Source organism: Zoogloea sp. (genome assembly GCF_041914405.1).
Taxonomy (GTDB): Bacteria; Pseudomonadota; Gammaproteobacteria; order Burkholderiales; family Rhodocyclaceae; genus Zoogloea.
Genome location: NZ_JAYSDK010000005.1, coordinates 101,114 through 123,754, shown reverse-complemented (window position 1 = coordinate 123,754; position 22,641 = coordinate 101,114). Strand labels below are relative to the sequence as shown.

21 protein-coding genes and 1 tRNA gene are annotated in these 22,641 nt (G+C 68.1%); 5 read left to right on the top strand and 17 right to left on the bottom strand.

Annotated features, from left to right (window positions below; translation table 11 throughout):
- Nucleotides 1-14 precede the first annotated feature (14 nt).
- On the bottom strand, nucleotides 15-716 hold the full coding sequence (locus ACE3RX_RS04780; RefSeq protein ID WP_374480860.1) for a pirin family protein: 702 nt from the start codon (nucleotides 714-716) through the stop codon (nucleotides 15-17).
- A 105-nt stretch (nucleotides 717-821) separates the two neighbouring features.
- Between ACE3RX_RS04780 and ACE3RX_RS04775 the strand changes: the two genes are divergently transcribed.
- Nucleotides 822-1,781 (top strand): LysR substrate-binding domain-containing protein, encoded by a 960-nt coding sequence (locus tag ACE3RX_RS04775; RefSeq protein WP_374480858.1) that lies wholly within the window; start codon nucleotides 822-824, stop codon nucleotides 1,779-1,781.
- Between the two features lie 91 nt (nucleotides 1,782-1,872).
- Here the strand turns inward: ACE3RX_RS04775 and ACE3RX_RS04770 are convergent, their stop codons facing one another.
- From ACE3RX_RS04770 to urtA, 14 genes are all read right to left on the bottom strand, one after another.
- Nucleotides 1,873-2,319 (bottom strand): MaoC family dehydratase, encoded by a 447-nt coding sequence (locus tag ACE3RX_RS04770; protein WP_374480856.1) that lies wholly within the window; start codon nucleotides 2,317-2,319, stop codon nucleotides 1,873-1,875.
- 155 nt (nucleotides 2,320-2,474) lie between these two features.
- Complete coding sequence (gene ureG / locus ACE3RX_RS04765) at nucleotides 2,475-3,089, bottom strand: urease accessory protein UreG (protein ID WP_374480854.1); 615 nt, start codon at nucleotides 3,087-3,089, stop codon at nucleotides 2,475-2,477.
- Between the two features lie 52 nt (nucleotides 3,090-3,141).
- Nucleotides 3,142-4,425: a patatin-like phospholipase family protein gene (locus ACE3RX_RS04760; protein ID WP_374480852.1), complete on the bottom strand. Its 1,284-nt coding sequence runs from the start codon at nucleotides 4,423-4,425 to the stop codon at nucleotides 3,142-3,144.
- Nucleotides 4,426-4,437: 12 nt separating this feature from the next.
- Nucleotides 4,438-5,106 carry an urease accessory protein UreF gene (locus tag ACE3RX_RS04755; protein ID WP_374480972.1) on the bottom strand — a complete coding sequence of 223 codons (669 nt, stop codon included), beginning with the start codon at nucleotides 5,104-5,106 and terminating at the stop codon, nucleotides 4,438-4,440.
- Nucleotides 5,107-5,131: 25 nt separating this feature from the next.
- A complete protein-coding gene (ureE, locus tag ACE3RX_RS04750) occupies nucleotides 5,132-5,608 on the bottom strand; it encodes an urease accessory protein UreE (RefSeq protein ID WP_374480850.1) in 477 nt (158 codons plus the stop codon).
- Between the two features lie 3 nt (nucleotides 5,609-5,611).
- Nucleotides 5,612-7,312, bottom strand: coding sequence for an urease subunit alpha (gene ureC / locus ACE3RX_RS04745; protein ID WP_374480848.1), 1,701 nt, complete (start codon nucleotides 7,310-7,312; stop codon nucleotides 5,612-5,614).
- Nucleotides 7,313-7,618 (bottom strand): urease subunit beta, encoded by a 306-nt coding sequence (locus ACE3RX_RS04740; RefSeq protein ID WP_374480846.1) that lies wholly within the window; start codon nucleotides 7,616-7,618, stop codon nucleotides 7,313-7,315.
- Nucleotides 7,619-7,627: 9 nt separating this feature from the next.
- Nucleotides 7,628-7,930 (bottom strand): urease subunit gamma, encoded by a 303-nt coding sequence (gene ureA, locus ACE3RX_RS04735; protein WP_079435773.1) that lies wholly within the window; start codon nucleotides 7,928-7,930, stop codon nucleotides 7,628-7,630.
- Nucleotides 7,931-8,027: 97 nt separating this feature from the next.
- Nucleotides 8,028-8,912: an urease accessory protein UreD gene (locus ACE3RX_RS04730; RefSeq protein ID WP_374480843.1), complete on the bottom strand. Its 885-nt coding sequence runs from the start codon at nucleotides 8,910-8,912 to the stop codon at nucleotides 8,028-8,030.
- Nucleotides 8,913-10,064: 1,152 nt separating this feature from the next.
- Nucleotides 10,065-10,757, bottom strand: a complete 693-nt coding sequence (urtE, locus tag ACE3RX_RS04725) for an urea ABC transporter ATP-binding subunit UrtE (RefSeq protein ID WP_374480841.1) — start codon at nucleotides 10,755-10,757, stop codon at nucleotides 10,065-10,067.
- A 3-nt stretch (nucleotides 10,758-10,760) separates the two neighbouring features.
- Nucleotides 10,761-11,612, bottom strand: coding sequence for an urea ABC transporter ATP-binding protein UrtD (gene urtD, locus ACE3RX_RS04720; RefSeq protein ID WP_374480839.1), 852 nt, complete (start codon nucleotides 11,610-11,612; stop codon nucleotides 10,761-10,763).
- Nucleotides 11,613-11,614: 2 nt separating this feature from the next.
- Complete coding sequence (urtC, locus tag ACE3RX_RS04715) at nucleotides 11,615-12,814, bottom strand: urea ABC transporter permease subunit UrtC (RefSeq protein ID WP_374480837.1); 1,200 nt, start codon at nucleotides 12,812-12,814, stop codon at nucleotides 11,615-11,617.
- 12 nt (nucleotides 12,815-12,826) lie between these two features.
- Nucleotides 12,827-14,428 carry an urea ABC transporter permease subunit UrtB gene (urtB, locus tag ACE3RX_RS04710; protein ID WP_374480835.1) on the bottom strand — a complete coding sequence of 534 codons (1,602 nt, stop codon included), beginning with the start codon at nucleotides 14,426-14,428 and terminating at the stop codon, nucleotides 12,827-12,829.
- Between the two features lie 95 nt (nucleotides 14,429-14,523).
- A complete protein-coding gene (gene urtA, locus ACE3RX_RS04705; RefSeq protein WP_374480833.1) occupies nucleotides 14,524-15,783 on the bottom strand; it encodes an urea ABC transporter substrate-binding protein in 1,260 nt (419 codons plus the stop codon).
- A gap of 211 nt (nucleotides 15,784-15,994) precedes the next feature.
- Between urtA and ACE3RX_RS04700 the strand changes: the two genes are divergently transcribed.
- The 3 genes from ACE3RX_RS04700 to ACE3RX_RS04690 all read left to right on the top strand — a co-directional run bounded on the left by ACE3RX_RS04700 (nucleotide 15,995) and on the right by ACE3RX_RS04690 (nucleotide 19,148).
- Nucleotides 15,995-16,564, top strand: coding sequence for an NADPH-dependent FMN reductase (locus ACE3RX_RS04700; RefSeq protein WP_374480831.1), 570 nt, complete (start codon nucleotides 15,995-15,997; stop codon nucleotides 16,562-16,564).
- 92 nt (nucleotides 16,565-16,656) lie between these two features.
- Nucleotides 16,657-18,156, top strand: coding sequence for an NAD(P)H-hydrate dehydratase (locus ACE3RX_RS04695; RefSeq protein WP_374480829.1), 1,500 nt, complete (start codon nucleotides 16,657-16,659; stop codon nucleotides 18,154-18,156).
- A gap of 113 nt (nucleotides 18,157-18,269) precedes the next feature.
- Nucleotides 18,270-19,148 (top strand): DMT family transporter, encoded by an 879-nt coding sequence (locus ACE3RX_RS04690; protein ID WP_374480827.1) that lies wholly within the window; start codon nucleotides 18,270-18,272, stop codon nucleotides 19,146-19,148.
- A 116-nt stretch (nucleotides 19,149-19,264) separates the two neighbouring features.
- Here ACE3RX_RS04690 and ACE3RX_RS04685 read toward each other — a convergent pair whose 3' ends face one another.
- Nucleotides 19,265-20,107 (bottom strand): tetratricopeptide repeat protein, encoded by an 843-nt coding sequence (locus tag ACE3RX_RS04685; RefSeq protein WP_374480825.1) that lies wholly within the window; start codon nucleotides 20,105-20,107, stop codon nucleotides 19,265-19,267.
- A gap of 146 nt (nucleotides 20,108-20,253) precedes the next feature.
- Between ACE3RX_RS04685 and ACE3RX_RS04680 the strand changes: the two genes are divergently transcribed.
- Nucleotides 20,254-20,328, top strand: a tRNA-Val gene (locus ACE3RX_RS04680).
- A gap of 46 nt (nucleotides 20,329-20,374) precedes the next feature.
- Here ACE3RX_RS04680 and ACE3RX_RS04675 read toward each other — a convergent pair.
- Nucleotides 20,375-22,639 carry an AAA family ATPase gene (locus tag ACE3RX_RS04675; RefSeq protein WP_374480823.1) on the bottom strand — a complete coding sequence of 755 codons (2,265 nt, stop codon included), beginning with the start codon at nucleotides 22,637-22,639 and terminating at the stop codon, nucleotides 20,375-20,377.
- Between the last annotated feature and the right edge of the window lie 2 nt (nucleotides 22,640-22,641).

Here is a 22,641-nt window from a genome sequence, read left to right as displayed (position 1 = left end):
CGTTACCGAGGGCATCACGGTGCCAGGTCGAAGACCAGCACTTCGGCATCGCTGCCGGCGGTCAGCGCTACTTCAGCTTCGTTGGCGAGCAATGCCGCATCGCCGGCCTCCAGACGCTGACCATTGACGCTCAGCGCACCGCGGATGAGGAACACGTAGGCCTTGCGGGCCGGGTCCAGGGTCAGCGTGGCCGCTTCGGTGCCATCCAGCAGGCCTGCGTAGAGCCGCGCATCGGCGTGGATCAGCACCGAACCTTCAGCACCATCCGGCGAGGCCACCAGGCGCAGGCGGCCGCGCTTCTCGGCGTCGGGAAAGGTCTTCTGCTCGTAGCCCGGCGCGATGCCCAGCTGGTTCGGCTCGATCCAGATCTGCAGGAAATGGGTCACCGAATCCGTCGCGTGGTTGAACTCGCTATGGCGCACACCGCTGCCGGCGCTCATGCGCTGCACGTCGCCCGGCGGAATCGCCGTGCCATTGCCCATGCTGTCCTTGTGGGCCAGCGAGCCGGACATCACATAGCTGACGATCTCCATGTCCCGATGGCCGTGGGTGCCGAAGCCGGTGCCCGGCGCGATGCGGTCCTCGTTGATGACCAGCAGGTTGCCCCAGCCCACGTGGGCCGGGTCGTAGTAGCCGGCGAAGGAGAAGGAATGCTGGCTCTTCAGCCAGCCATGGTCGGCGTGGCCGCGGTCCTGGGATTTGCGCAGGGTAAGCATGGAATACCTCCTTGGTTGATGGCTCCACTGTAGCCCCCGAGCGGCCCTGAACGGCTCACGCGGTTTGATGTCATCATTCAAAGCGTTTGAACGATGAGCCGAGCCATGCCCCAAAACCGCCCGACCCCGCGGGACCTTCTGACCCCCGACGCGCTGGCCATGTTGCAGGCCATCGCCGACGCCGGCAGCTTCGCCGCGGCGGCCCGCGCCTGCGGCCTGGTACCCAGCGCTCTCACCTACCGGGTGCGGCGCATCGAGGATGCACTCGACGTGCTGCTGTTCGACCGCAGCTCGCGCCAGGCCAGGCTCACCGAGGCCGGCGCCGAACTGCTGCGCGAAGGCGGCCGGCTGCTGGCCGAAATCGACGCCATCGCCAACCGGGTGCGCCGCGTCGCCACCGGCTGGGAGGCCAGCTTCACCATTGCCGTGGACAGCATCATCAACCGCACCACGCTGTTCGAGCTGTGCCAGGATTTCCTCGCGCTCAACCCACCGACCCGCCTGCGCCTGCGCGACGAGACCCTGTCGGGCACGCTGGAAGCCCTCAGCTCCGGCCAGGCCGACCTGGCCCTCGGCGTGGTCACCGAGTCGCCGGTCGGGCCGGGCTTCCAGAGCCAGCCGCTGGGTAGCCAGCGCTTCATCTTCACGGTGGCGCCCCACCATCCGCTGGCGCGGGAATCCGCACCACTCAGCGATGCGCAGATCCGCGCCCATCGGGCGGTAGCCGTCGCGGACTCCGCCCGCCACGGCGAGGGGCTCACCGTCGGTCTGCTCGGCGGCCAGGACGTCTTCACCGTGGCCAGCATGCCAGCCAAGCTGGAGGCCCAGCTGCGCGGCCTCGGCGTCGGCTTCCTGCCCGAGTGCCTGGCCCGCCCCTACGTGGAAACCGGCCGCCTGGTGGCTCTGCGGGTGGAGCGTGACGAGCGCCGCATCCACGTGAACTACGCCTGGCGCAAGACGCCTGCCAACCGCATGGGCAAGGCCCTTGCATGGTGGCTGGAACGCCTCGGCCAGCCGCTGACCCGCCAGGCCCTGCTCGACGGACCGTCTGCCTCCCGCAACTGAATCGCCACCGGCCGCCCGACAAGTCAGGCGCCCAAAACGAAACGGGCCGGCCCAAGGCCAGCCCGCTTGCTCAAGTCAGCTCAGCTTCCGCTCAGCGGGCCGGCACCATGATGTCCGCCTCGCCTTCCAGCACGACCTTGCCCTTCACCGTGGCGACGGTGTCGAACTTGGCCTTGCGCTTCTCGGGGGTGAGTTCCTTGATCGTGCAGCGCACCGTGACGGTGTCGCCGATCTTCACCGGCGCCTTGAACTTCAGGCTCTGGGACAGGTAGATGCAGCCCGGCCCCGGCAGCTTCATGCCGAACACCGTGGAGATGAAGCCGGCCGACAGCATGCCGTGGGCGATACGCCCGCCGAACATGGTGGACGCTGCCAGTTCCTCGTTGACGTGCACGGGGTTGAAGTCGCCGGTCACGCCCGCGAAAGCCAGGATGTCGGCCTCGGTGACGGTGCGTGCATACACGGCGCTCTGCCCGACGGACAGCTCCTCGAATTTATAACCGTAGTATTCCTCGAAGTTCTGCTTTTCTTCGCTCATCGACTGTTCCCTTCTGTGTGTTTTGATCTTGATTGTGGGTATGCGAACCGTTGGAAAATCGCCGGCGGCCTGACTCCTCCCCAGACCGCCCACGTGTCTCCAGCATACTCCAATCGTGTTACGGAATCCGCACGCAATAAGGGTTTCAGCCGCTTTCAGGCGTCTTTCAACAATCCTTGACGTTCGATGAAGGCGATGATGTCGGCGAGCCCCTGACCGGTCTTCAGGTTGCTGAAGATAAAGGGACGCTCGCCGCGCATTTTCTTCGCGTCCCGGTCCATCACTTCCAGCGATGCACCGACCAGCGGCGCCAGGTCGATCTTGTTGATGACCAGCAGGTCGCTCTTGGTAATGCCCGGCCCGCCCTTGCGCGGGATCTTGTCACCGGCGGACACGTCGATCACGTAGATCGTCAGGTCGGACAGCTCCGGCGAGAAGGTCGCCGCCAGGTTGTCGCCACCGGACTCGACGAAGATCAGCTCCACATCGGGGAACAGGCGGATCAGGCGGTCCACCGCCTCCAAGTTGATCGATGCGTCTTCACGGATCGCCGTGTGCGGGCAACCGCCGGTTTCCACGCCGATGATGCGCTCGGGCGTGAGGGCCTCGTTGCGCACCAGGAACTGGGCGTCCTCGGCGGTGTAGATGTCGTTGGTGACCACGCACAGGTCGTACTTGTCGCGCAGGGCCTGGCACAGGGCCAGGGTCAGGGCAGTCTTGCCGGAGCCGACGGGGCCGCCGATGCCGACACGGAGGGGTTGGCCTTTCATGGAGCGTTTCCTTTTTTTGAGTTCTGGAGATGGGTTCGGGGCCCGGCCGGGCTCAGCCCGCCGCGGTCAGCGCCGCCCATTGACGGGCCAGCGCCGGATCGTCGGCCAGGAAGGCCGCCAGGTCGCGGGGATCGGGCCAGTCCGGGTTGGAGAAATCGCAGCGGCAGTGCTGCCGGCTCATGCTCGGGTGGGGCTGCAGCAGCTGTCCGCCGCAGGCCGCCTCGGCCGCCGCGGCGATGCCTTCGGCGATCAGTGCATCGATGAACGCCGGATCGCGGTTGAGCTTGGACGCGTAGTCGAGGCGCACGCCAGCAAAGTCCTTGCGCGGCCGCTCGCCGAGGCCGACGACGCTGACGGTGACCCGCTTGTAGTCGGCCAGCTCGGGCGGGAGCTTGCGAAGTCCAGTCAGTTGGGTGGCGATCTTGTTCACCACGTCGATGCTGCGCAGCTCCTGGCCGAGGGACAGGTTGCCGGACAGCTCATTACGCCGGTCGATCTGCTCGGACGGCGTCACCGGGCCGCAGGCGCTGCCCTCGTACTGGTTCGGGTTGATCTGCACCACCCACAGCAGGTCGGGCTTGGCCTCCCGCGGGCGGTTGATGAAGAAGTCATTGATCGGCGGGTTCTGGGAGTACAGGCCGTCCCAGAAGAAACGCGCTTCACGGTGGCCCGGTCGGCTGCGGCTGTCCACCTCCAGCGGCGCGGCGACGAAGAGTTCGGGGATGCAGGCGCTGGCCAGCAGTTCGTCGAGGCGGATGCCGGCCCCAGGCCGCTCCGGAAAGGTGCGGAAGGCGCTCTGGGGATGGTCGGGATAGCCGAGCACATCCACCGCGCCGACGAAGAGATCCAGCCCCTCCCGGCCGAAGAAACGCTCGTCGCCCGCCGACAGCCCGACAGTGGCGCGCAGGTCATCCTTCATGCGGGCCTGCACCAGCGTCGACAGAAAGGGCGATGGCGGCACGCTCACGTCGGGCAGCCAGTCCTGCAGGGACAGCGCGAACTGCGTGGCCTTGTTGGTGAAGTACTCGCCCCACCACAGGGGCGCCTTGCCGGCCAGCTCAAGGCTGGCCTTGTTGCGGTTCCAGTAATTCAACACCCGGCGGGCACCAATCGCCCAGCTGTCGGCCTTGCTCCACGCCAGCGCCGCGGTGAGCGCCCCGCCCGAGGTGCCGGACAGGCCTTGCAGGCGGAACCAGCGGTTCTCCTGCCCTTCCCGCCTGAAATGCTCGAAGGACAGAAACAGGTAGGCCAGCACACCCGCCGTGAAGGCGGTGTGGGCGCCGCCGCCCTGGCAGGCGATGGCGAGACGGGGAACGTCGTCGGCACGAGCAGTCACGATGCAGGACTCTCAGGAACGGAACAGACGGGAATACTGCGTCTCGTGACGGCAGCTGGCAATCGCCAGCCCCGGCTGGAAGTTGGACCAGGCCTCCGCCGGCCGCTGCAGCGCATCGGCGACCCGCTCCGGCACCTGCGCGGCCAGGGACGACAGCAGGCGCTGGCCGGCGGCCTGGCCAAGGGGCACGGCCTTCACCGCCGCCATCACCATGTTCTCCAGCCAGGCCCAGGCATAGCCGTTCAGCGCATCGGCCGACGGCACCTGCCAGGCCGCCGCCGCGGCGGCCCAGGCGGTCGGAAAGGCCGGCTCGTCCACCGCCTTCAGCCGCGCCACCCAGCCGGGCAGTTCGACGAAGGCCGGCAGATCCACCAGCAGGCGAACCAGCGAGTACCCCATCTGCACCGTCTCGGCACGCAGCTCGGAAGTCTCGCGGCTGGCCAGGCAGCGGGCGTTGAGCGCCGCCACCTCGCCGTCGTCGCCGGCCCGCCACACATCCAGCAAGCAAGCCAGCAGCGGCAGCTCATAGCCGCCGAAAGCACCGGCCAGCGCATCGCCGATCCACTCGCCGACCTGGGCCTCGCTCTTCACCGCACCGCAATCGACGACCCACTCCAGGCCCTGCGAATAGGTGTAGGCGCCCACCGGCAGCGCGGGGCTGACCAGCTGCAGCAGGCGCATCAGCGGCAAGCTCACCAACGCTCTCCTACTTGTACTGGTGAATCTTGGCTTCCGTCGCCCCGCGCTCGGCGTGGTGATGGCCGTGCGCGTAGGCGCCGGCTTCCGGCTCGAAGGCGGCGCTCAGGCTGCTGACCTCGGCGCCGAGGCCGACCAGCATGGTCTTCAGCACATGGTCGGTCTGGATGCGCAGCCAGCCGTCACCCACTTGCACCGCCACGTGACGGTTGCCCAGGTGGTAGGCCACGCGGGCCAGCGCAGAGGCGTCGGCGCAGCGCGCCTCCAGCAGCTCCTCCGGCGCCGACACCACCTCGACGATGCGCCCGTCCTGGGCCTGCAGGCGGTCGCCGCCGCGCAGGATGGTGCCGCGGGGCAGGAACAGGCCGACCTCCTCGCCGTCCGCCAGGCGCGTGCGCAGGCGGCTCTTGGTGCGGGCGTCGAAGTCGAGTTGCAGGCGCGCGGTGGGCGCGGCGTCGCCGGTGTAAATGTTTTCGATCAGCAGCATGGTTCAGAACAGGAAGTAACGTTGGGCCATCGGCAGCACGCTGGCCGGTTCGCAGGTGAGCAGCTCGCCGGCGGCGCGGACCTCGTAGGTTTCCGGGTCGACGGTGATGTCGCCTTGCCAGTTGTTGTGGATCATCGACGCCTTGGTGACGCTGCGGATGCCGCGCACGGCCTCCAGCGGCTTGGCGAGGCCGAGTCTTTCCAACGCACCGTTGGCGAGGGACGCCTGGGACACGAAGGTCAGCGCCGTCTTGAGGCCGCCGCCGAAGGCGCCGAACATCGGCTTGTAATGCACCGGCTGCGGCGTCGGGATGGACGCGTTGGCGTCGCCCATGGCGGCCGCGGCGATCATGCCGCCCTTCAGGATCAGGCTCGGCTTGACGCCGAAGAAGGCCGGCTTCCAGATCACCAGGTCGGCCAGCTTGCCCGGCTCGATGGAGCCGACGACGTGGCTGATGCCGTGGGTGATGGCCGGGTTGATGGTGTACTTGGCGATGTAGCGCTTGGCGCGGAAGTTGTCGCTGCGCGCCGTGTCCTCGGCCAGTGCGCCGCGCTGGACCTTCATCTTGTGCGCCGTCTGCCAGGTGCGGATGATCACCTCGCCGACCCGGCCCATGGCCTGGGAGTCGGACGAGAACATGGACAGCGCGCCGATGTCGTGCAGGATGTCCTCGGCGGCGATGGTCTCGCGGCGGATGCGGCTTTCGGCGAAGGCCACGTCCTCGGCGATCGCCGGGTCGAGGTGGTGGCACACCATCAGCATGTCCAGGTGCTCGTCGATGGTGTTGACGGTGTAGGGCCGGGTCGGGTTGGTGGAGCTGGGCAGCACGTTCGACAACCCGGCCAGCTTGACGATGTCCGGCGCGTGGCCGCCGCCCGCCCCTTCGGTATGGAAGGTGTGGATGCTGCGCCCCTTGAAGGCCGCCGCGGTGGTCTCGACGAAGCCGGATTCATTCAGCGTGTCGGTGTGGATGGCCACCTGGATATCCATTTCCTCGGCGACCGTCAGGCAGTTGTCGATCGCCGCCGGCGTGGTGCCCCAGTCCTCGTGCAGCTTGAGGCCGATGACGCCGGCCTCCACCTGCTCGCGCAGCGGGTCGGGCAGGCTGACGTTGCCCTTGCCGAGAAAACCCAGATTCATCGGGAAGGCGTCCGCCGCCTGCAGCATGCGCGCGATGTGCCACGGCCCCGGCGTGCAGGTGGTGGCGTAGGTGCCGGTGGCCGGCCCGGTGCCGCCGCCGATCATCGTGGTGACGCCGCTCATCAGCGCCTCCTCGATCTGCTGCGGGCAGATAAAGTGGATGTGGGTGTCGATGCCGCCGGCGGTGACGATCATCCCCTCGCCGGCGATCACCTCGGTCGCCGCGCCGACGGCGATCGTCACGCCGGGCTGGATGTCCGGGTTGCCGGCCTTGCCGATGGCGCTGATGCGCCCGTTCTTGAGGCCGATGTCGGCCTTGACGACGCCCCAGTGGTCGAGGATCAGCGCATTGGTGATGACGGTGTCGGCCACCTCGGCCGCCAGGCGCTGGCCCTGGCCCATGCCGTCGCGGATCACCTTGCCGCCGCCGAACTTCACCTCCTCGCCGTAGATCGTGTAGTCCTTCTCCACCTCGATCCACAACTCGGTATCGGCCAGGCGCACCCGGTCGCCCACCGTCGGGCCGAACATTTCCGCGTAGGCGCGGCGCGAGATCTTGGCCATTTACAGGGCTCCCATCACATGAGCGTTGAAACCGAAGACCTTGCGGTCGCCATCCAGCGCCACCAGCTCGACGGTACGCGTCTGGCCCGGCTCGAAGCGCACCGCGGTGCCGGCCGCGATGTTGAGGCGGAAGCCCCGCGCGGCGGCGCGGTCGAAGTCCAGCGCCGCGTTGGTCTCGGCGAAGTGGTAGTGGGAGCCGACCTGGATCGGGCGGTCGCCGGTATTGGCGACGACGAGGGTCAGCGTGGCGCGGCCGACGTTGAGCTCCAGCTCGCCGTCTAGGGTGTCGATTTCACCGGGGATCATGGGCGGGCCTCAGACGATGGGTTGGTGGACGGTGACCAGCTTGGTGCCGTCGGGGAAGGTGGCTTCCACCTGGATCTCGGGGATCAGCTCGGGCACGCCCTCCATCACGTCGGCACGGGTCAAGAGCGTGGTGCCGTAGTTCATCAGCTCGGCCACCGTGCGCCCGTCGCGGGCGCCTTCGAGGAGGGCGGCGCTGATGTAGGCCACCGCCTCCGGGTAGTTGAGCTTGAGACCACGGGCCTTGCGCCGCTCGGCCAGCAGGCCGGCGGTGAAGATCAGCAGCTTGTCTTTTTCGCGGGGGGTCAGTTCCATTCGGGAGCCCTTTCTCGTTCGGTCAGCGCGGCCCGCTGGCCGGCGCCGGAAATAGTAGTTGCACGGCCGCGGCGGCGGCCATTGCCAAAAACCGATATCACGTATGCCAGATCCGTGGCACCTCGGCAGGACGGCCCGCCAGCGCCGGACGCAGCGCCGCCCACAGGGCCACGAACCAGGCCCGCGCCGGCTCGGCGGCCGGCCCCAGGTAGCGCGCCACCAGCAGGCCCGGCAGGCGCGTCACACCGCCCTCGCCCACCGTCGGCACTACCGCCCGGCAAGCCTCCAGCAGCGCCGTGTCGATACCTTCCGCCGCCACCAGCAGCGTGCCGGTGACCGGTTGGCCGCGCAGGCCGACCGGCGAATCGAGCAGGCGCGAACCGCCTTCGATGACGCCCTGCTCGCTCCAGATCAGCCGCCCGTCCCGCTCGATGCGCGAGGCCAGGCGCAGGCTGCCGGCGGTCAGCCGCTCGCCGGACGCGGTACGCCCGAGGCACAGCAGATCCAGCCCGACGAACACCGCGTCGCCGTGCAGGCGCACCGTGGTCTCGGTGAAACCGCGCACCCGGTCGAAGACGATGCTCTCCTGCGGCAGCCATTCCAGCACGCCCCCCGCCGCCACCGAAAAATCCAGCCGCTGCGTGGCCAGCGGCCCCTGGCTGCGATACCACTTGCCGGCGCCGGGGGTGGTGACCAGCGCATGGGCGCCCTCGCCCACCTGCACCTGCACGGTGAGCGCATCGCCGCCGGCAATGCCGGCCGGCGGATGGAGCATCAAGGCATGGCACACCGCCGGCCCTTCCGGGTAGAGCGCCTTCTGGACCCGCAGCGGGCCTTCGTGCAGGCGGTGGGCCAGCACCGTGCGGCCGTCGGGCGTGGCGTCGAAGCCCAGCTCGAGGCGCGCGCGCCAGCTCAGGTGGTGGCCGGCATCGGGGCGCGATGGCGCCTGCGATTCGGCGGGAGGAAAGGGAGCGAGCAACATGGTCTTGAGATTAGCAAACGGTATGCCGGAAAACCGCATGGATACAGGGTTTCGCGGCGAATGTCCGTTTTGCGGGGCGGAATCCGGTGCCCTGCGGGCGGGGCGCGGAGCAATGAGGGCCACGGCGGGCGTCCAACGCGTGGCGAATGGCGTTCGGAGCCCGGATGGTGGGGCTGAAAGCGCGTTGAGCCGGGCTAAACGGGCCGCCCGTGGGGTTCCGGGCCTCGCGGGTGGAGCGAAAAGCCTGGGATGTGGAGCTGGCGGGCATGGCTTGCGGAGGGTTTTGGGGCAGGAGTGGGGATTTGGGGGTGGGTTATGCACCAAGATGGTTCATTGGTGGAGTAGCGGGCTCGGCTTGTGTGCTTCTGGTGGTCGTATACGCACCAAATAGGGGCATTAAGGTGTTTGTTTGGGGTTTTTCTAGGCGGATTTCCATTGTTTTTCTTTGCATTGGCCGGGTTTCGCCCCGGCGGGCGACCTTCTTTCTTGTCGCACGACAAGAAAGAAGGCAAAGAAACGTGCCCCGCTGCCGCGCCCCCTGCGGGGGTGCCCGAGCTCCGGGCGTGCCGGGCGGGGTCTGCGCAAACTCGCCCTGCGGGCTCAAACATGCGCAGCCCTGATCCGCCCGCCCCACCCTCCACTCGGCGCATCAGAGGGGGAAAGGAAAGGCGGCCGCTCAACGGCCGGTGCCAATAAGTAAAGAGGCTCGGCTCGGTCTTTGCGAAAGACTGTTCCACCGCCTCCGCGTCAGGAAAGACTCGGTGATGGAGCGAAACAGTCCGAACACACCAGCCTCCGAAACCAGGCGCGATTCCAACCTTAAGCGCACTCCAACTCCCCAAGCCCCCAGAAACGCCTCCGCAGAGGCTCGGTCTCAACCCAAAGCCCGTCCTGAACCGCCGAGCAGCGCAGCAGCAGGCGGGGAAGTCCGGCGCGGCTGTCTGAGCCGGCGCAGCCGGCGAGTTCCGCGACGGCCGCCTGCTGCGAGCAGCGCAGGGAAGTCGTCCGCACAGCGGACGACCGGTGAGGCACGGGTCGCCTTTCTTGCCTTCTTCTTTGGCGACGCAAAGAAGAAGGTCGCCCGCCGGGGCGAGTCCCGGCCGATTCAAGCCAAAACAAAAGCAAGCCGCCCAGCAAAGGGCAACCCACGCGCTAGACCGACAACATCTCCCTCACCCGATTCGCCTCCATCTCCTCCCCAAGCCCCGCACTGATGATCTCCCCCCGCTCCATCAACAAATAGTGATCCGCCAGCGAGCGCGCGAAGTCGTAGTACTGCTCCACCAGCAGGATCGCCATCTCGCCGGTTTCGGCCAGCGCGCGGATCGCCCGTTCGATGTCCTTGATGATGGACGGCTGGATGCCCTCAGTGGGTTCATCGAGGATCAGCAGCTTGGGCCCCGGGGCCAGCGCGCGGCCGATGGCGAGCTGTTGCTGCTGGCCGCCGGAGAGGTCGCCGCCGCGCCGCCGCATCATCTGCTTGAGCACCGGGAACATCTCGAAGATGCGGGTCGGCACTTCGGCGCTGGCAGGCCGGGTGGCGAGGCCCATCATGAGGTTCTCTTCCACCGTCAGGCGCGGGAAGATCTCGCGGCCCTGGGGCACGTAGCCGATGCCGGCGCGCACGCGGCCGTAGCTGGGGGCCTTGGTGATGTCGGTGCCGTCGAGGGCGATGCTGCCGGTGGCGGCGGGCACCAGGCCCATCAGGGTCTTGAGCAGCGTGGTCTTGCCCACCCCGTTGCGCCCGAGCAGGGTGGTGACTTTGCCCATCGGCACCTCGAAGCTGAGATTGCGCAGGATGTGGGAGCCGCCGTAGTACTGGTTGAGGTTGGTGACGGTAAGCATGGTTCAGCGCCCCAGATAGACTTCGATGACGCGCGGATCGGCCTGGACGGTGGCAAGGTCGCCCTCCGCCAGCACCGAGCCTTCGCACAGTACGGTGACCTTGCCGCCGAGGGCTTCGACGAAGGCCATGTCGTGTTCGACGACCACCAGCGAGTGCTTGCCCTTGAGGCTGACGAACAGCTCGGCGGTGCGCTCGGTCTCGTCGTCGGTCATGCCGGCGACGGGCTCGTCGAGGAGCAGCAGCCTGGGGTCCTGCACCAGCAGCATGCCGATCTCCAGCCACTGCTTCTGGCCGTGGGACAGCAGCCCGGCGGGCCGGTCGGCCTGGTCGTCGAGGCGGATCAGGCGCAGGGTGTCGGCGATCTTGTCCAGGTCGTCGCCGAACAGACGCGCGAAGAGGCTCTTCTTGACCCGCTTGTCGGTCTTGAGGGCCAGCTCCAGGTTCTCGAACACGGTGTGGTGCTCGAAGATGGTCGGCTTCTGGAACTTGCGGCCGATGCCGGCGTGGGCGATCTGCGGCTCGGTCAGGCGGGTCAGGTCGATGGTCTGGCCGAAGAAGGCCTTGCCGGAATCCGGCCGGGTCTTGCCGGTGATGACGTCCATCATCGTGGTCTTGCCCGCCCCGTTGGGGCCGATGATGCAGCGCAGCTCGCCGGCGTCGATCTGCAGGGACAGCTGGTTGAGGGCGCGGAAGCCGTCGAAGCTGACCGTGATGTCGTCCAGGTAGAGCATGACCTTGTGGGACAGGTCGAGCTCGCCCGGCGTCAGCACGTGGCTGGTACTGGCCTCGCCGTCCCAGCCTTCCTTCTGGCCGTCGGCGGGGGCGTTGCGGGAGATGGAGGATTCGACGCGCATCGTCAGGCTCCTTTTACGGCAGTGCCGTTGGGCAGCTTGGATTCAGGGGCGGCCGGCATCACCACGGCTTCGGCGCGGGCCGCCGCCAAGGCGGCCTTCTCGGCGCGGCGGGCCTTGATCTTGGCCCACAGGCCGGCCACGCCTTCGGGCAGGTAGAGGGTCACCAGGATGAACAGCAGCCCCAGGAAGAACAGCCAGTATTCGGGAAAGCTGGTGGTAAACCAGGTCTTCGACAGATTGACGATGCCGGCCCCGAAGATCGGCCCGACCAGCGTGCCACGCCCGCCCACCGCCACCCAGATGGCGATCTCGATGGAGTTGGCGACGGACATTTCCGACGGGTTGATGATACCCACCTGCGGCACGTAGAGCGCCCCGGCCAGGCCGCACAGCATAGCCGACACGGTCCAGATGAAGAGCTTGTAGTGCAGCGGGTTGTAGCCGATGAACATGACCCGGTTCTCGGCGTCGCGAATGGCGGTGAGGACGCGGCCGAACTTGGAGGCGATGAGCGCCTTGCCGAGGATCAGCGTGCCGAGCAGCAGCGTCACCGACAGGCCGAACAGCACCACGCGGGTCTCCGGCGCGGTGATCGAGTAGCCGAGGATGCGCTTGAAGTCGGTGAAGCCGTTGTTGCCGCCGAAGCCGGTCTCGTTGCGGAAGAAGAACAGCATCGCGGCGTAGGTCATGGCCTGGGTGATGATCGAGAAATACACCCCCTTGATGCGCGAGCGGAACGCGAAGTAGCCGAAGATCCAGGCGATCGCGCCGGGCACCGCCACCGCCAGCAGCAGGCACCACAAGAAGCTGTCGGTGCCGGACCAGTACCAGGGCAGTTCCTTCCAGTCGAGGAAGACCATGAAGTCCGGGATGTCGGCGCCGTAGCTGCCGTCGCGGCCGATCTGGCGCATCAGGTACATGCCGAAGCTGTAGCCGCCGAGGGCGAAGAACAGCCCGTGGCCGAGGGACAGGATGCCGCCGAAGCCCCAGATCAGGTCCATCGCCACCGCCACCACGGCGTAGCACAGGATCTTGCCGATCAGGGTGATGGCGTAGGTGGAGATATGCAGCGGATGGCCTTCCGGCAGCATCAGGTGCGCCAGGGGCACCAGCACCCAGGCCGCCACAAAGACCGCCGCCACCGCCAGCCAGCCCCGCGGACCGAGGCCGGCAACAAGTTTCACGCTTACAGGTGTGCGCATCGCAACCCCCGCTCAGTCGACGAACCGGCCCTTGAGGGCGAACAGCCCCTGGGGTCGCTTCTGGATGAAGATGATGATGAAGACCAGCACCAGGATCTTGGCGATGACCGCCCCGGCCCAGCCTTCGAGGAACTTGGTGACCACGCCGAGGCCCAGCGCCGCCCACACCGCGCCGGCCAGCTGGCCGACGCCGCCGAGCACGACGACCATGAAGGAATCGACGATATAGCCCTGGCCCATGTCCGGCCCGACGTTGGCGATCTGCGACAGCGCGACGCCGCCGAGGCCGGCGATGCCGGAGCCGATACCGAAGGCCAGGGTGTCGATGCGCGCCGTCGGCACGCCGACGCAGCCGGCCATCGGGCGGTTCTGCGTGACGGCACGGACGAACATGCCGAGGCGGGTCTTGTTCATCAGCAGCCACACCACCAGCAGCACGAAGCCCGAGAAGGCCACGATGACCAGGCGGTTCCACGGCAGCGACAGGTTCTCGGCCAGCTGCACGCCGCCGGACATCCAGGCCGGGTTGGCCACTTCCACGTTCTGCGCGCCGAACAGCAGGCGCGCCGCCTGGATCAGCACCAGGGACAAGCCCCAGGTGGCGAGCAGGGTTTCCAGCGGGCGGCCGTAGAGGTGGCGGATCACCGTGCGCTCCATCAGCATGCCCACCGCCGCGGCGACGAAGAAGGCCACTGGCACCGCGGCGACCACGTAGTAATCGACGAAATCCGGGAAGCGGCTGCGGAACAGGGCCTGCATCGCATAGGCGGAATAGGCGCCAACCATCAGCAGCTCGCCGTGGGCCATGTTGATGACGCCCATCACCCCGTAGGTGATGGCCAGGCCGAGGGCCGCCAGCAGCAGGATGGAGCCGAGGGAGATGCCGGTGAACACCTGCCCGGCCATGTCGCTCCACACCAGGCGGCCATCGATGGCCTTGATCGCGGTCTGGGCAGCCAGGCGTACCTTCTCGTCCGGCTCGGCGAAAGTGTCGCCCTGCTTTTCGATCAGCGGCAGCAGCAGCGCCTTCACCGCCGGGCTGGCGGACTGGCCGAGGGTCTGCACGGCCTGCAGGCGGGCCGCAGCGTCGGGGCTGGCGAGGCTGGCCTGGGCCTGCAGCTGCACGAGGATGGGCTTGATCTCGCCGTCCTGCTCCTGCTTCAAGGCCTTGTCGAAGAGCGGCAGCAGCGCCGCGCCGTCACCCATGTCGGCCAGCAGGGCCTTGGCAGCGGTCAGGCGTTCGGCCTTGTCGGCGGACAGCAGGCGCAGCGCCGCGAGGGCGCCATCCACCTGCTGACGCAGGCTGTTGTTGAGGTTGATGGAGTCCGGGCTGGCGGCCGGCTTCAGCGGTTTGCCGTTGGCGGCGTCCAGCACCTGATCGCCTGCGACGATCACCAGCTTGTCGCCGGCCACCGCCACCGCGTCGTCGGAGAGTGCCTTGAGCAGGCGCGCCGCGTCGGCGTCACCCGCTTCGGCGAGCGCTGCCACGGCGCCCTGCTTGGCGTCGAAGTCTTCCGACGCGAGGCCCTTGAGCACCTCGGGGGCCACGTCGGCGCGCACCGCGCCGGCGCCCAGGCCGAGGGCCAGGCTCAGGATGAGTAAAAGTCGTTTCATGCGTGCTCCCTGAATCGGAGGGCGAAAAAATGGCCGGCTCCGGGCCCGGAGCCCACCGCCGGCCAAACTGCCCTCTTGAGGAGGTTGGGGATTTCTTACAGCTTCTGCTTGCTCTCGTTGCCGGGGATATACGGGCTCCACGGCTGGGCGCGGATCGGGCCCTTGGTCTTCCACACCACGCTGAACTGGCCGTCGGCCTTGATCTCGCCGATGAAGACCGGCTTGTGCAGGTGGTGGTTGGTCTCGTCCATCTTGAGCGTGAAGCCGGACGGGGCCTTGAAGGTCTGGCCGCCCATCGCCGCGATGACCTTGTCGGTGTCGGTGGACTTGGCCTTCTCGACGGCCTGGGCCCACATGTGGATGCCAACGTAGGTGGCTTCCATCGGGTCGTTGGTGACCACGGTGTCGGCCTTCGGCAGCTTGGCCTTCTTGGCCCAGTCGCGGTACATCTTGATGAACTTGTCGTTGTCGGGGTTCTTCACCGACATGAAGTAGTTCCATGCCGCCAGGTGGCCGACCAGCGGCTTGGCATCGACGCCGCGCAGCTCTTCCTCACCCACCGAGAAGGCCACCACCGGCACGTCCTTGGCCTTCAGGCCGGCGTTGCCCAGTTCCTTGTAGAAGGGCACGTTGGAGTCGCCGTTGATCGTCGAGATCACCGCGGTCTTCTTGCCCTCACCGGCGAACTTCTTGATCTTGGCGATGATGGTCTGGTAGTCGGAATGGCCGAAGGGGGTGTACTCCTCCATGATGTCCGACTCGGCGACGCCCTTGCTCTTGAGGAAGGCGCGCAGGATCTTGTTGGTGGTGCGCGGATACACGTAGTCGGTGCCGAGCAGCACGAAACGCTTGGCCGAACCGCCTTCCTTGCTCATCAGGTATTCCACCGCCGGAATGGCCTGCTGGTTGGGCGCCGCGCCGGTGTAGAAGACGTTCTTCTCGAGCTCCTCACCCTCGTACTGCACCGGGTAGAACAGCAGGCCGTTGAGTTCCTTATAGACCGGCAGCACCGACTTGCGGGACACCGAGGTCCAGCAGCCGAAGGTCACAGCGACCTTGTCCTGGGACAGCAGCTGGCGGGCCTTCTCGGCGAACTTCGGCCAGTCGGAGGCCGGATCGACGACCACCGGCTCAAGCTTCTTGCCGAGCACGCCGCCCTTGGCGTTGATTTCCTCGATGGTCATCAGCGCGGTTTCCTTGAGGGCGGTCTCGGAGATCGCCATCGTGCCGGACAGGGAGTGCAGGATGCCGACCTTGATGGTGTCGGCCGCGTAGGCGCTGGAAGCGATGCCGCCCATCGCGGCGATGGAGGCGGAGATGACGGCAGCCTTGAGGAAGGAACGACGGTTTTGCATCGATGACTCCTTGGTATCAGTTGGGTTTGGCTAATGCGGTGCAGCAATGGAGTGCAGATTACGGAGCCCGTCCCATCCCCGGAATACGTCAGATTGCGTAGGTCCTGCGTAGTCCCTACGCACTTCCCTTAGAGGCGCGCCAGCGCTGGCGCTGCGGCGAATGCCCTCCTATAACGCATGCATGGCATCAACCAATCCCCAGGAGTCCTTCATGCCCCGCATCCTCGTCTTCTCCGGCAGCAGCCGCCGGGAATCCCTCAACCGCAAGCTGGCCAAAATGGCCGCACAAACCCTGACTGACCTGGGTGGAGACGTCACGCTGATCGAGCTGGCCGACTACCCGATGCCGATCTACAACGGTGACCTGGAAGCGGCCGAGGGCATTCCACCCTCCGCGCGCAAGCTGAAGGCCTTGTTCAAGGAACACCAGGCGCTGGTGATCGCCTCGCCGGAGAACAACTCGTCGATGAGTTCGCTACTGAAGAACACCCTTGACTGGATCTCCCGTGCCGACGGCGACGAGAGCGGCCTCGTACCCTACCGGGACAAGATCGCCCTGCTCCTCGCCGCCTCCCCCGGCGCGCTGGGTGGGATGCGCGGGCTGAAGCATCTGCGAGACTCGCTGGAAGGCCTCGGCGTGCTGGTGCTGCCGCAAACCCTGGCGGTCAGCCACGCCGACCAGGCCTTCGACGCCGACGGGCAACTGGACGCAGCCCGCAGCAAGACCCTGCGCACGCTGGCCGGCAAGCTGCTGATCGTCAGCGGCGCACTGGGCGGCTGACGGCGGGCTGGCCGGGCTCGGCTAGAATCGGGGCAACTCATTCCGGATTGCCCGGCAAGCCGCCCCCGCGGCTGCCGGCACGTGCTCACGCCATGTTTGCTCCGCCCCGCCCGATCTATCCCGTCGCCGGCATCCGCGCCATCGAAGCGCTGGCCATCCCCGGCGCCGAACCCCCGTTGATGGAGCGTGCCGGTGCAGCCGCCGCCATGCTGGCCGCCCGCCTCGCCTTAGGTAGCGGACCGGTACTGGTCGCCTGCGGGCCGGGCAACAACGGCGGCGACGGTTTCGTCATGGCCCGCCTGCTGCTGGCCGCCGGACGGCACGTGGAGGTCGCCTTCGCCGGCGATCCGGCCCGCCTGCCCGCCGATGCCGCCGCTGCCCACGCCGCATGGCTGGCTGCCGGCGGCACGACCAGTGCCGAGTTGCCGCCGGCCCAGCCGGAAGGCTGGGCGCTGGTGGTGGACGCACTGTTCGGCATTGGCCTGCAGCGCCCCCTAGAAGGGCGCTACGCCGACTGGATCGATACCCTCAACGCCCAGCCCTGCCCACGCCTGGCGGTGGACATCCCCAGTGGACTCGATGCCGACAGCGGGCGCCGCCTGGGTCCGTGCTTTGCAGCGACCCACACGATCACTTTCATCGCCCTCAAACCCGGTCTGCTGACGCTGGACGGGCCCGACCAGTGCGGCGAGCTCCACCTGGCCACCATCGACGTGGCCGCGGAAGAACTGGCCCCGGCGCCCGGCCGCGAGATCTCGCCGGCGCTGTTCGCAGCCCGCCTGCAGCCGCGCCTGCGCAACAGCCACAAGGGCAGCTACGGCGACGCAGCACTGATCGGCGGTGCGCCGGGCATGGTCGGCGCCGCCGTGCTGGCCGGGCGGGCCGCCGCCCACCTGGGCGCCGGCCGGGTGCTGCTCGGCCTGCTCGACCCCAGCGCACTGGCGGTGGACATCCTGCGCCCGGAGCTGATGTTCCGCGCCGCCGCCGAGCTGCTGGCCGCCCCCGCCATCGGCGCCTTCGCGGTCGGCCCCGGCCTCGGCCAGTCCGATGCGGCCCGCGCCCTCGTGCACGACGCGGTACTGCGCACCACGCCGCTGGTCCTCGACGCCGACGCCCTCAACCTGGTGGCCCGCGACGCTGAACTGCAACAGGCCGTCGCCCGCCGCTGCGCGCCGACGCTGCTGACGCCCCACCCCGCCGAGGCCGCCCGCCTGCTGGCGTGCACGACACCCGAGGTACAGGCCGACCGCCTCGCCGCCGCCCTCCACCTGGCAGCGAAGTTGAATGCGTGGATCGTGCTGAAGGGCTGTGGCAGCGTCGTCGCCAGCCCCGACGGCGCCTGGTGGATCAACACCAGCGGCAACCCGGCGATGGCCACCGCCGGCATGGGCGACGTACTGAGCGGCTTCCTCGCCGCGCTGCTGGCCCGCGGCTGGGACGCCGGCGAAGCCCTCTTGGCAGGCGTGCATCTGCACGGCCTGGCCGGTGATGCATGCTGCGCGGAGCTGGGCCTGGACTGCGGCCTGCTCGCCGACGAAGTCGCCCCCGCCGCACGGCGCTGCTTCAACCGCTGGATCCGCGGCGAGGCCTGATCCATCGTATCGTCACGCCGGCTCGACGACGCGATCCGTCAGCCCGGCGGAACCTCCGTGCGCTGGCGTACACCAATGCCGTTCCATCCGTTTCCGCCAATCCACCCGAATCCGTGACTCACCCTCCCCAACGCCCCCTGCTGGGCATCGGCCTGGCCCTGCTGGCCGTCGTGCTGTTCTCGACGCTCGACGTGTCCACCAAGCACCTCAGCCAGCGCTTCCCGGTGCCGCTGCTGGTTTGGGCGCGCTACACCGTACACCTGCTGCTGATGGTGATCTTCCTCGGCCCGCGACTGCGCAGCCGCCTGTTCGCCACCCGTCATCCGGTCCAGCATCTGCTGCGCTCGGTACTGCTGCTGATCACCAGCCTCGGCGGCGTGGCCGCCTTCCAGCGCATGCCACTGGCCGAAACCACGGCGATCATCTTCGCCTCGCCGGTGATCGTCGTGCTGCTGGCCCGCCCGCACCTTGGCGAGCGCATCGGTGCACTGCGCTGGCTGGCGGTGCTGCTCGGCTTCGGCGGTGTGCTGATGGTGGCCCGGCCGGGCAGCGGACTGGTGGCCGACGGCGTGATCTACGCGCTGGTGTCGGCCGGTGCGTATGCGCTTTATCAACTGCTGACCCGCCGCATGGCGGCCACCGAGAGCCCGGTGACGCTGCTTTTCTACACCGCGCTGATCGGCAGCGGCGCAATGAGCCTCGTCATCCCGTGGCTGGATCACGGCCCCGCGCCATCCGGCACCGATTACACCCTGATGGCGCTGATGGGCCTGCTCGCCGGCAGCGGCCACTTCCTGCTTACCCGCGCCTTCCGCGAAGCCCCTGCGTCGCTGCTGTCGCCGATGCTTTACGGCCAGCTGCTGTGGTCCATGCTGTTCGGCTGGCTGGTCTTCGCCCACCTTCCCGACGCAGTCGCGCTGGCCGGCATGCTGGTCATCGGCACCGCCGGCGTGCTGATCGCCGTGGACAGCCGGCGCCGCAACGGCACCTAGACTTAGCAGCGCCGGTGCCAGTAGGGGCGAATTCATTCGCCCTCAGTCGGTTCTGCATGCACTAAGGGCGAATGAATTCGCCCCTACGGCGTGGGCCAGCCCCCTCAAACAAGGCCTCAGCGCACCTTGAGCGCCTCGACGGCCGGCGGATAGCGGCCGGCAGCCGACGCCTTCAACCAGCGCAGGGCCTCGTCCGGGTTGCGGGCCTGGCCGGCGCCGGTGTCGAGCATCACCGACAGCGCGTACTGAGCTTCCGGCTCGCCGGCCTCCGCCGCCTGGCGGAACAGTCGCGCGGCCTCGTCGAGATTGCGCGGCACGCCGCGGCCGGCCTCGAAGAGCCAGGCCAGCCGGGTCAGCCCGCGGGCATCACCCGCATCGGCAATCGCCCGATAGGCGCTCACCGCGTCGGGCAGGCTGCCGTCAGCCTCCAGCCGACGGGCCTGGGCCAGCCGCCTGTCCGCCGCGCTCACCGGGCGGGCTGCCGGGCCGTCAAGCACCGCGAGCTGCGCGGCAGCTTCGTCGTCGCCTAAGTCGGCCGCCACCTGCAGCCAATGCCGCGCACCTGCCAGATCAGGCGCACCGAGGCGGCTGGTCTGCAGGGCCACTCCGAGCCGCAGCGCCGCATTGCGGCTGCCGGCCAGCGCCGCCTTCTCATAGCGGCGGCGGGCTTCGGCACCATTCTTGGCCTCACCCAGCCCGTCCTCGGCGAGGATGCCGAGGTTGAACCAGGCCTCACCCATGCCCTTGTCGGCCAGCACAGTCCATATCTGGCGCGCCTCGGCATAGTGGGCCATCTTGAACTCCGCGTAGCCCTTGTAGAGGCCGATGGCCGGCTTGCGCACCACCTCGGCCAGCTCGTCATCGTCGAGCAGTTCCGCGTGTACGAGTTGCGAACTGGCCGCGGTACACAGGCAAAGGGCCAGCAGCGGCCGCCGGACGGCGGCTGAAAGTCGGGGCATCGTCGTCTCCATCTGTTGTTGTAATGCTGCGGCCCCATTGTGCCCGAAGCAGGCACACAACCGCTCGCGCAGCTTTTTTCAAGAAAAAAACAGAAAGTGCTTGACGACCCTCACGGCCCTTCCTATAATGCGCTCCTCAACTCACCGGGCGGTTAACTCAGCGGTAGAGTGCCACCTTCACACGGTGGAAGCCACTGGTTCGATCCCAGTACCGCCCACCAGATTCAGTAAATCAGGCGCCTCCGGGCGCCTGATTTCGTTTACCGCTCAGGCCGCCACGGCCCCGCTGCGCTCCTTCCACCGGCACTCGCCAGCCAACCGGCGCAGGAAGTCTTCCGCACTCAATTCCTCTCCCAGCAGATTGCGCTGCCGCACCACATTGGCGAAGTCGCCGGGCGTGAGCAGTTCCAGGCTTTGCAGCTTGCGGGCCAGGAGGTGCGGAATGGCATCCGTCTGCGCCGCGTCGCCGAAGACCTCGCGGGCAAACAGGCTGAGCCGCTGGGCGGCGGTCAGCGGCCGGAAGTGCAGCTTGAAATCGAAGCGGCGCAGCGCCGCCGCATCGAGCCCGTCCATCAGGTTGGTGGCCGCGATGAAGATGCCGGGGAAACGCTCGATCTGCTGCAGGAGCTCATTCACCTGGGTGGTTTCCCAGCTTTGGCGGGCCTGGCGGCGATCCCGCAGGAAACTGTCCACCTCGTCGAGGAACAGCACGCTGCGCTCCGCGTCGATGTCGCGGAAGAGCGCAGCCAGATTCCGTTCCGTCTCGCCGACGTATTTCGACACCAGGTCGGAGCTGCTGCGCACAATCAGTTCGCGCCCGAGCGCATCGGCCAGCACATGGGCGAACTCGGTCTTGCCGGTGCCCGGCGGGCCGTAGAAGCACAGGCGGCCATGGCCGTTGCGCTCGAGGGCCTGGACAATGCGCCCCGGCGCGATGCCACCGGCCAGGTTGAGATAGGCCGCGTCGAAGGCCGTCGCGCTCTGCCGCCGCTGCGCCACCGGGCTGCCCTGCAGGAGGCGCCGGCTGGCCGCAACGCCGCTGCGCACCGCCTCGACCGGATCGACGTCCGGCTGCAGGTCGAGGAGGCGCCGCGCGGCACCAAGCTGGGCCGGCAGCAAGGCCTCATCGGCGGCCAGTTCATCGAGCAGCAAGGACGGCAAACCGGTATCGCCCAGATGGCTCTCCGCCATGCGGCGGCGCACGCTCTTCGGCGGCGTGGTGAAGGCCACCGGCAGCAGGAAACGGCGCAGGAAGGCCGGATCCATGCTCTCCGCGTCGTTGGTGATCCACAGTGCCGGCAGCGGGTTATCTTCCAGGATGCGGTTCATCCAGCCCTTGTCGCTGTCGGATGCGCCGGAGCGGCCGCCGAAGAGGGCCAGCAGCGCGTTGATGCCGCCACCAAAAGCATCCTCGACCTCGTCGAAGATCACCAGGCAGTCGCGCCGCCCGCGCAGTACGCGCTGCAGCAGCAGGTAGGCACCGAGACGCCCCTCGCGCGACAAGCCTGCGCCCTCCTCGTCGGCGGTCTTGACCCGGAAGGCCTTCAGGCCGGCCGCCGTCGCGATGGCCTGCGCAAACTCCGTCTTTCCGGTCCCCGGCGCGCCGTACAACAACCCATTGACGCCGACCGCGCCATCTGCGGCGGCACGGCCCAGCACACTGCACAGGCGGGCGGCCTCCTTTTCCAGGTGCGGGAAATCCGCCGGCGTCCACCGGGATGCCGGCGCCGGCTCGACGATCAGCTCGAACAGCGCCGCCTCGGACTCCGGGGCGAGCACCAGGATCTCGCCGAGCAGTTCCGCCGGCGCCAGGAAATCCTCCAGATCGGTGCGATCGCGGGCATTGACGCGCAGCAGTTGCAGCTTGCGCAGCGTGCCGGCACGCCCGAGGGCGTTCTTGATCGCCGCCGGCTCCAGCCCGAGAGCCGCCGCCACGCAGGCAAAGTTGTCCCGCGACCCGCAACTCTGGCTTTCCCTCAGGAAGTCGCTGAAGGCCGGGGTCTGCACCCGCTTCTCGACGAAATCCAGCAGCGCCGTCTCCACCGGATCGAGGGCCGTGCTGGCGGCGATCACCGCCACGCCCGGATGGGTCGGGGCGGTGCCATCCTGCTCCGCGAGGCGCTCCAGCAGCGCATCGGGCACCTCGGCAAGCAGCTCGGCCAGATAGGCCCGGATATGGCGGCCCGGCTGCCCGCGCAGCTCGCGGCGGCTCGGCGTACTCAGGAAGTCCGGCAGATCGTCTTCCCAGTCATCATCGCCATCCTCGTCGGCACGGACGCTGCGTTTGCTGCGCCACTCGGCCTGCAACTGGCCCAGCACCGCCGGTTCGATCAACGGCAAGCACAGCACCCACAGGGCACTGAGGAAATCCGCATCCTGCAGGCGCGACAACAGCGCGGGCCGGCTGGCCACGAGTTGCAGCGCGTAACGGCCGGCTCGCCGCTGCTCCGCAGGAATCTCGCGGAAGTCGGTGCGCCACGGGACGCGCCTGGACGGACGGGGCTTGCGGGGGGCCTTCTTGATGGTGAGCATGA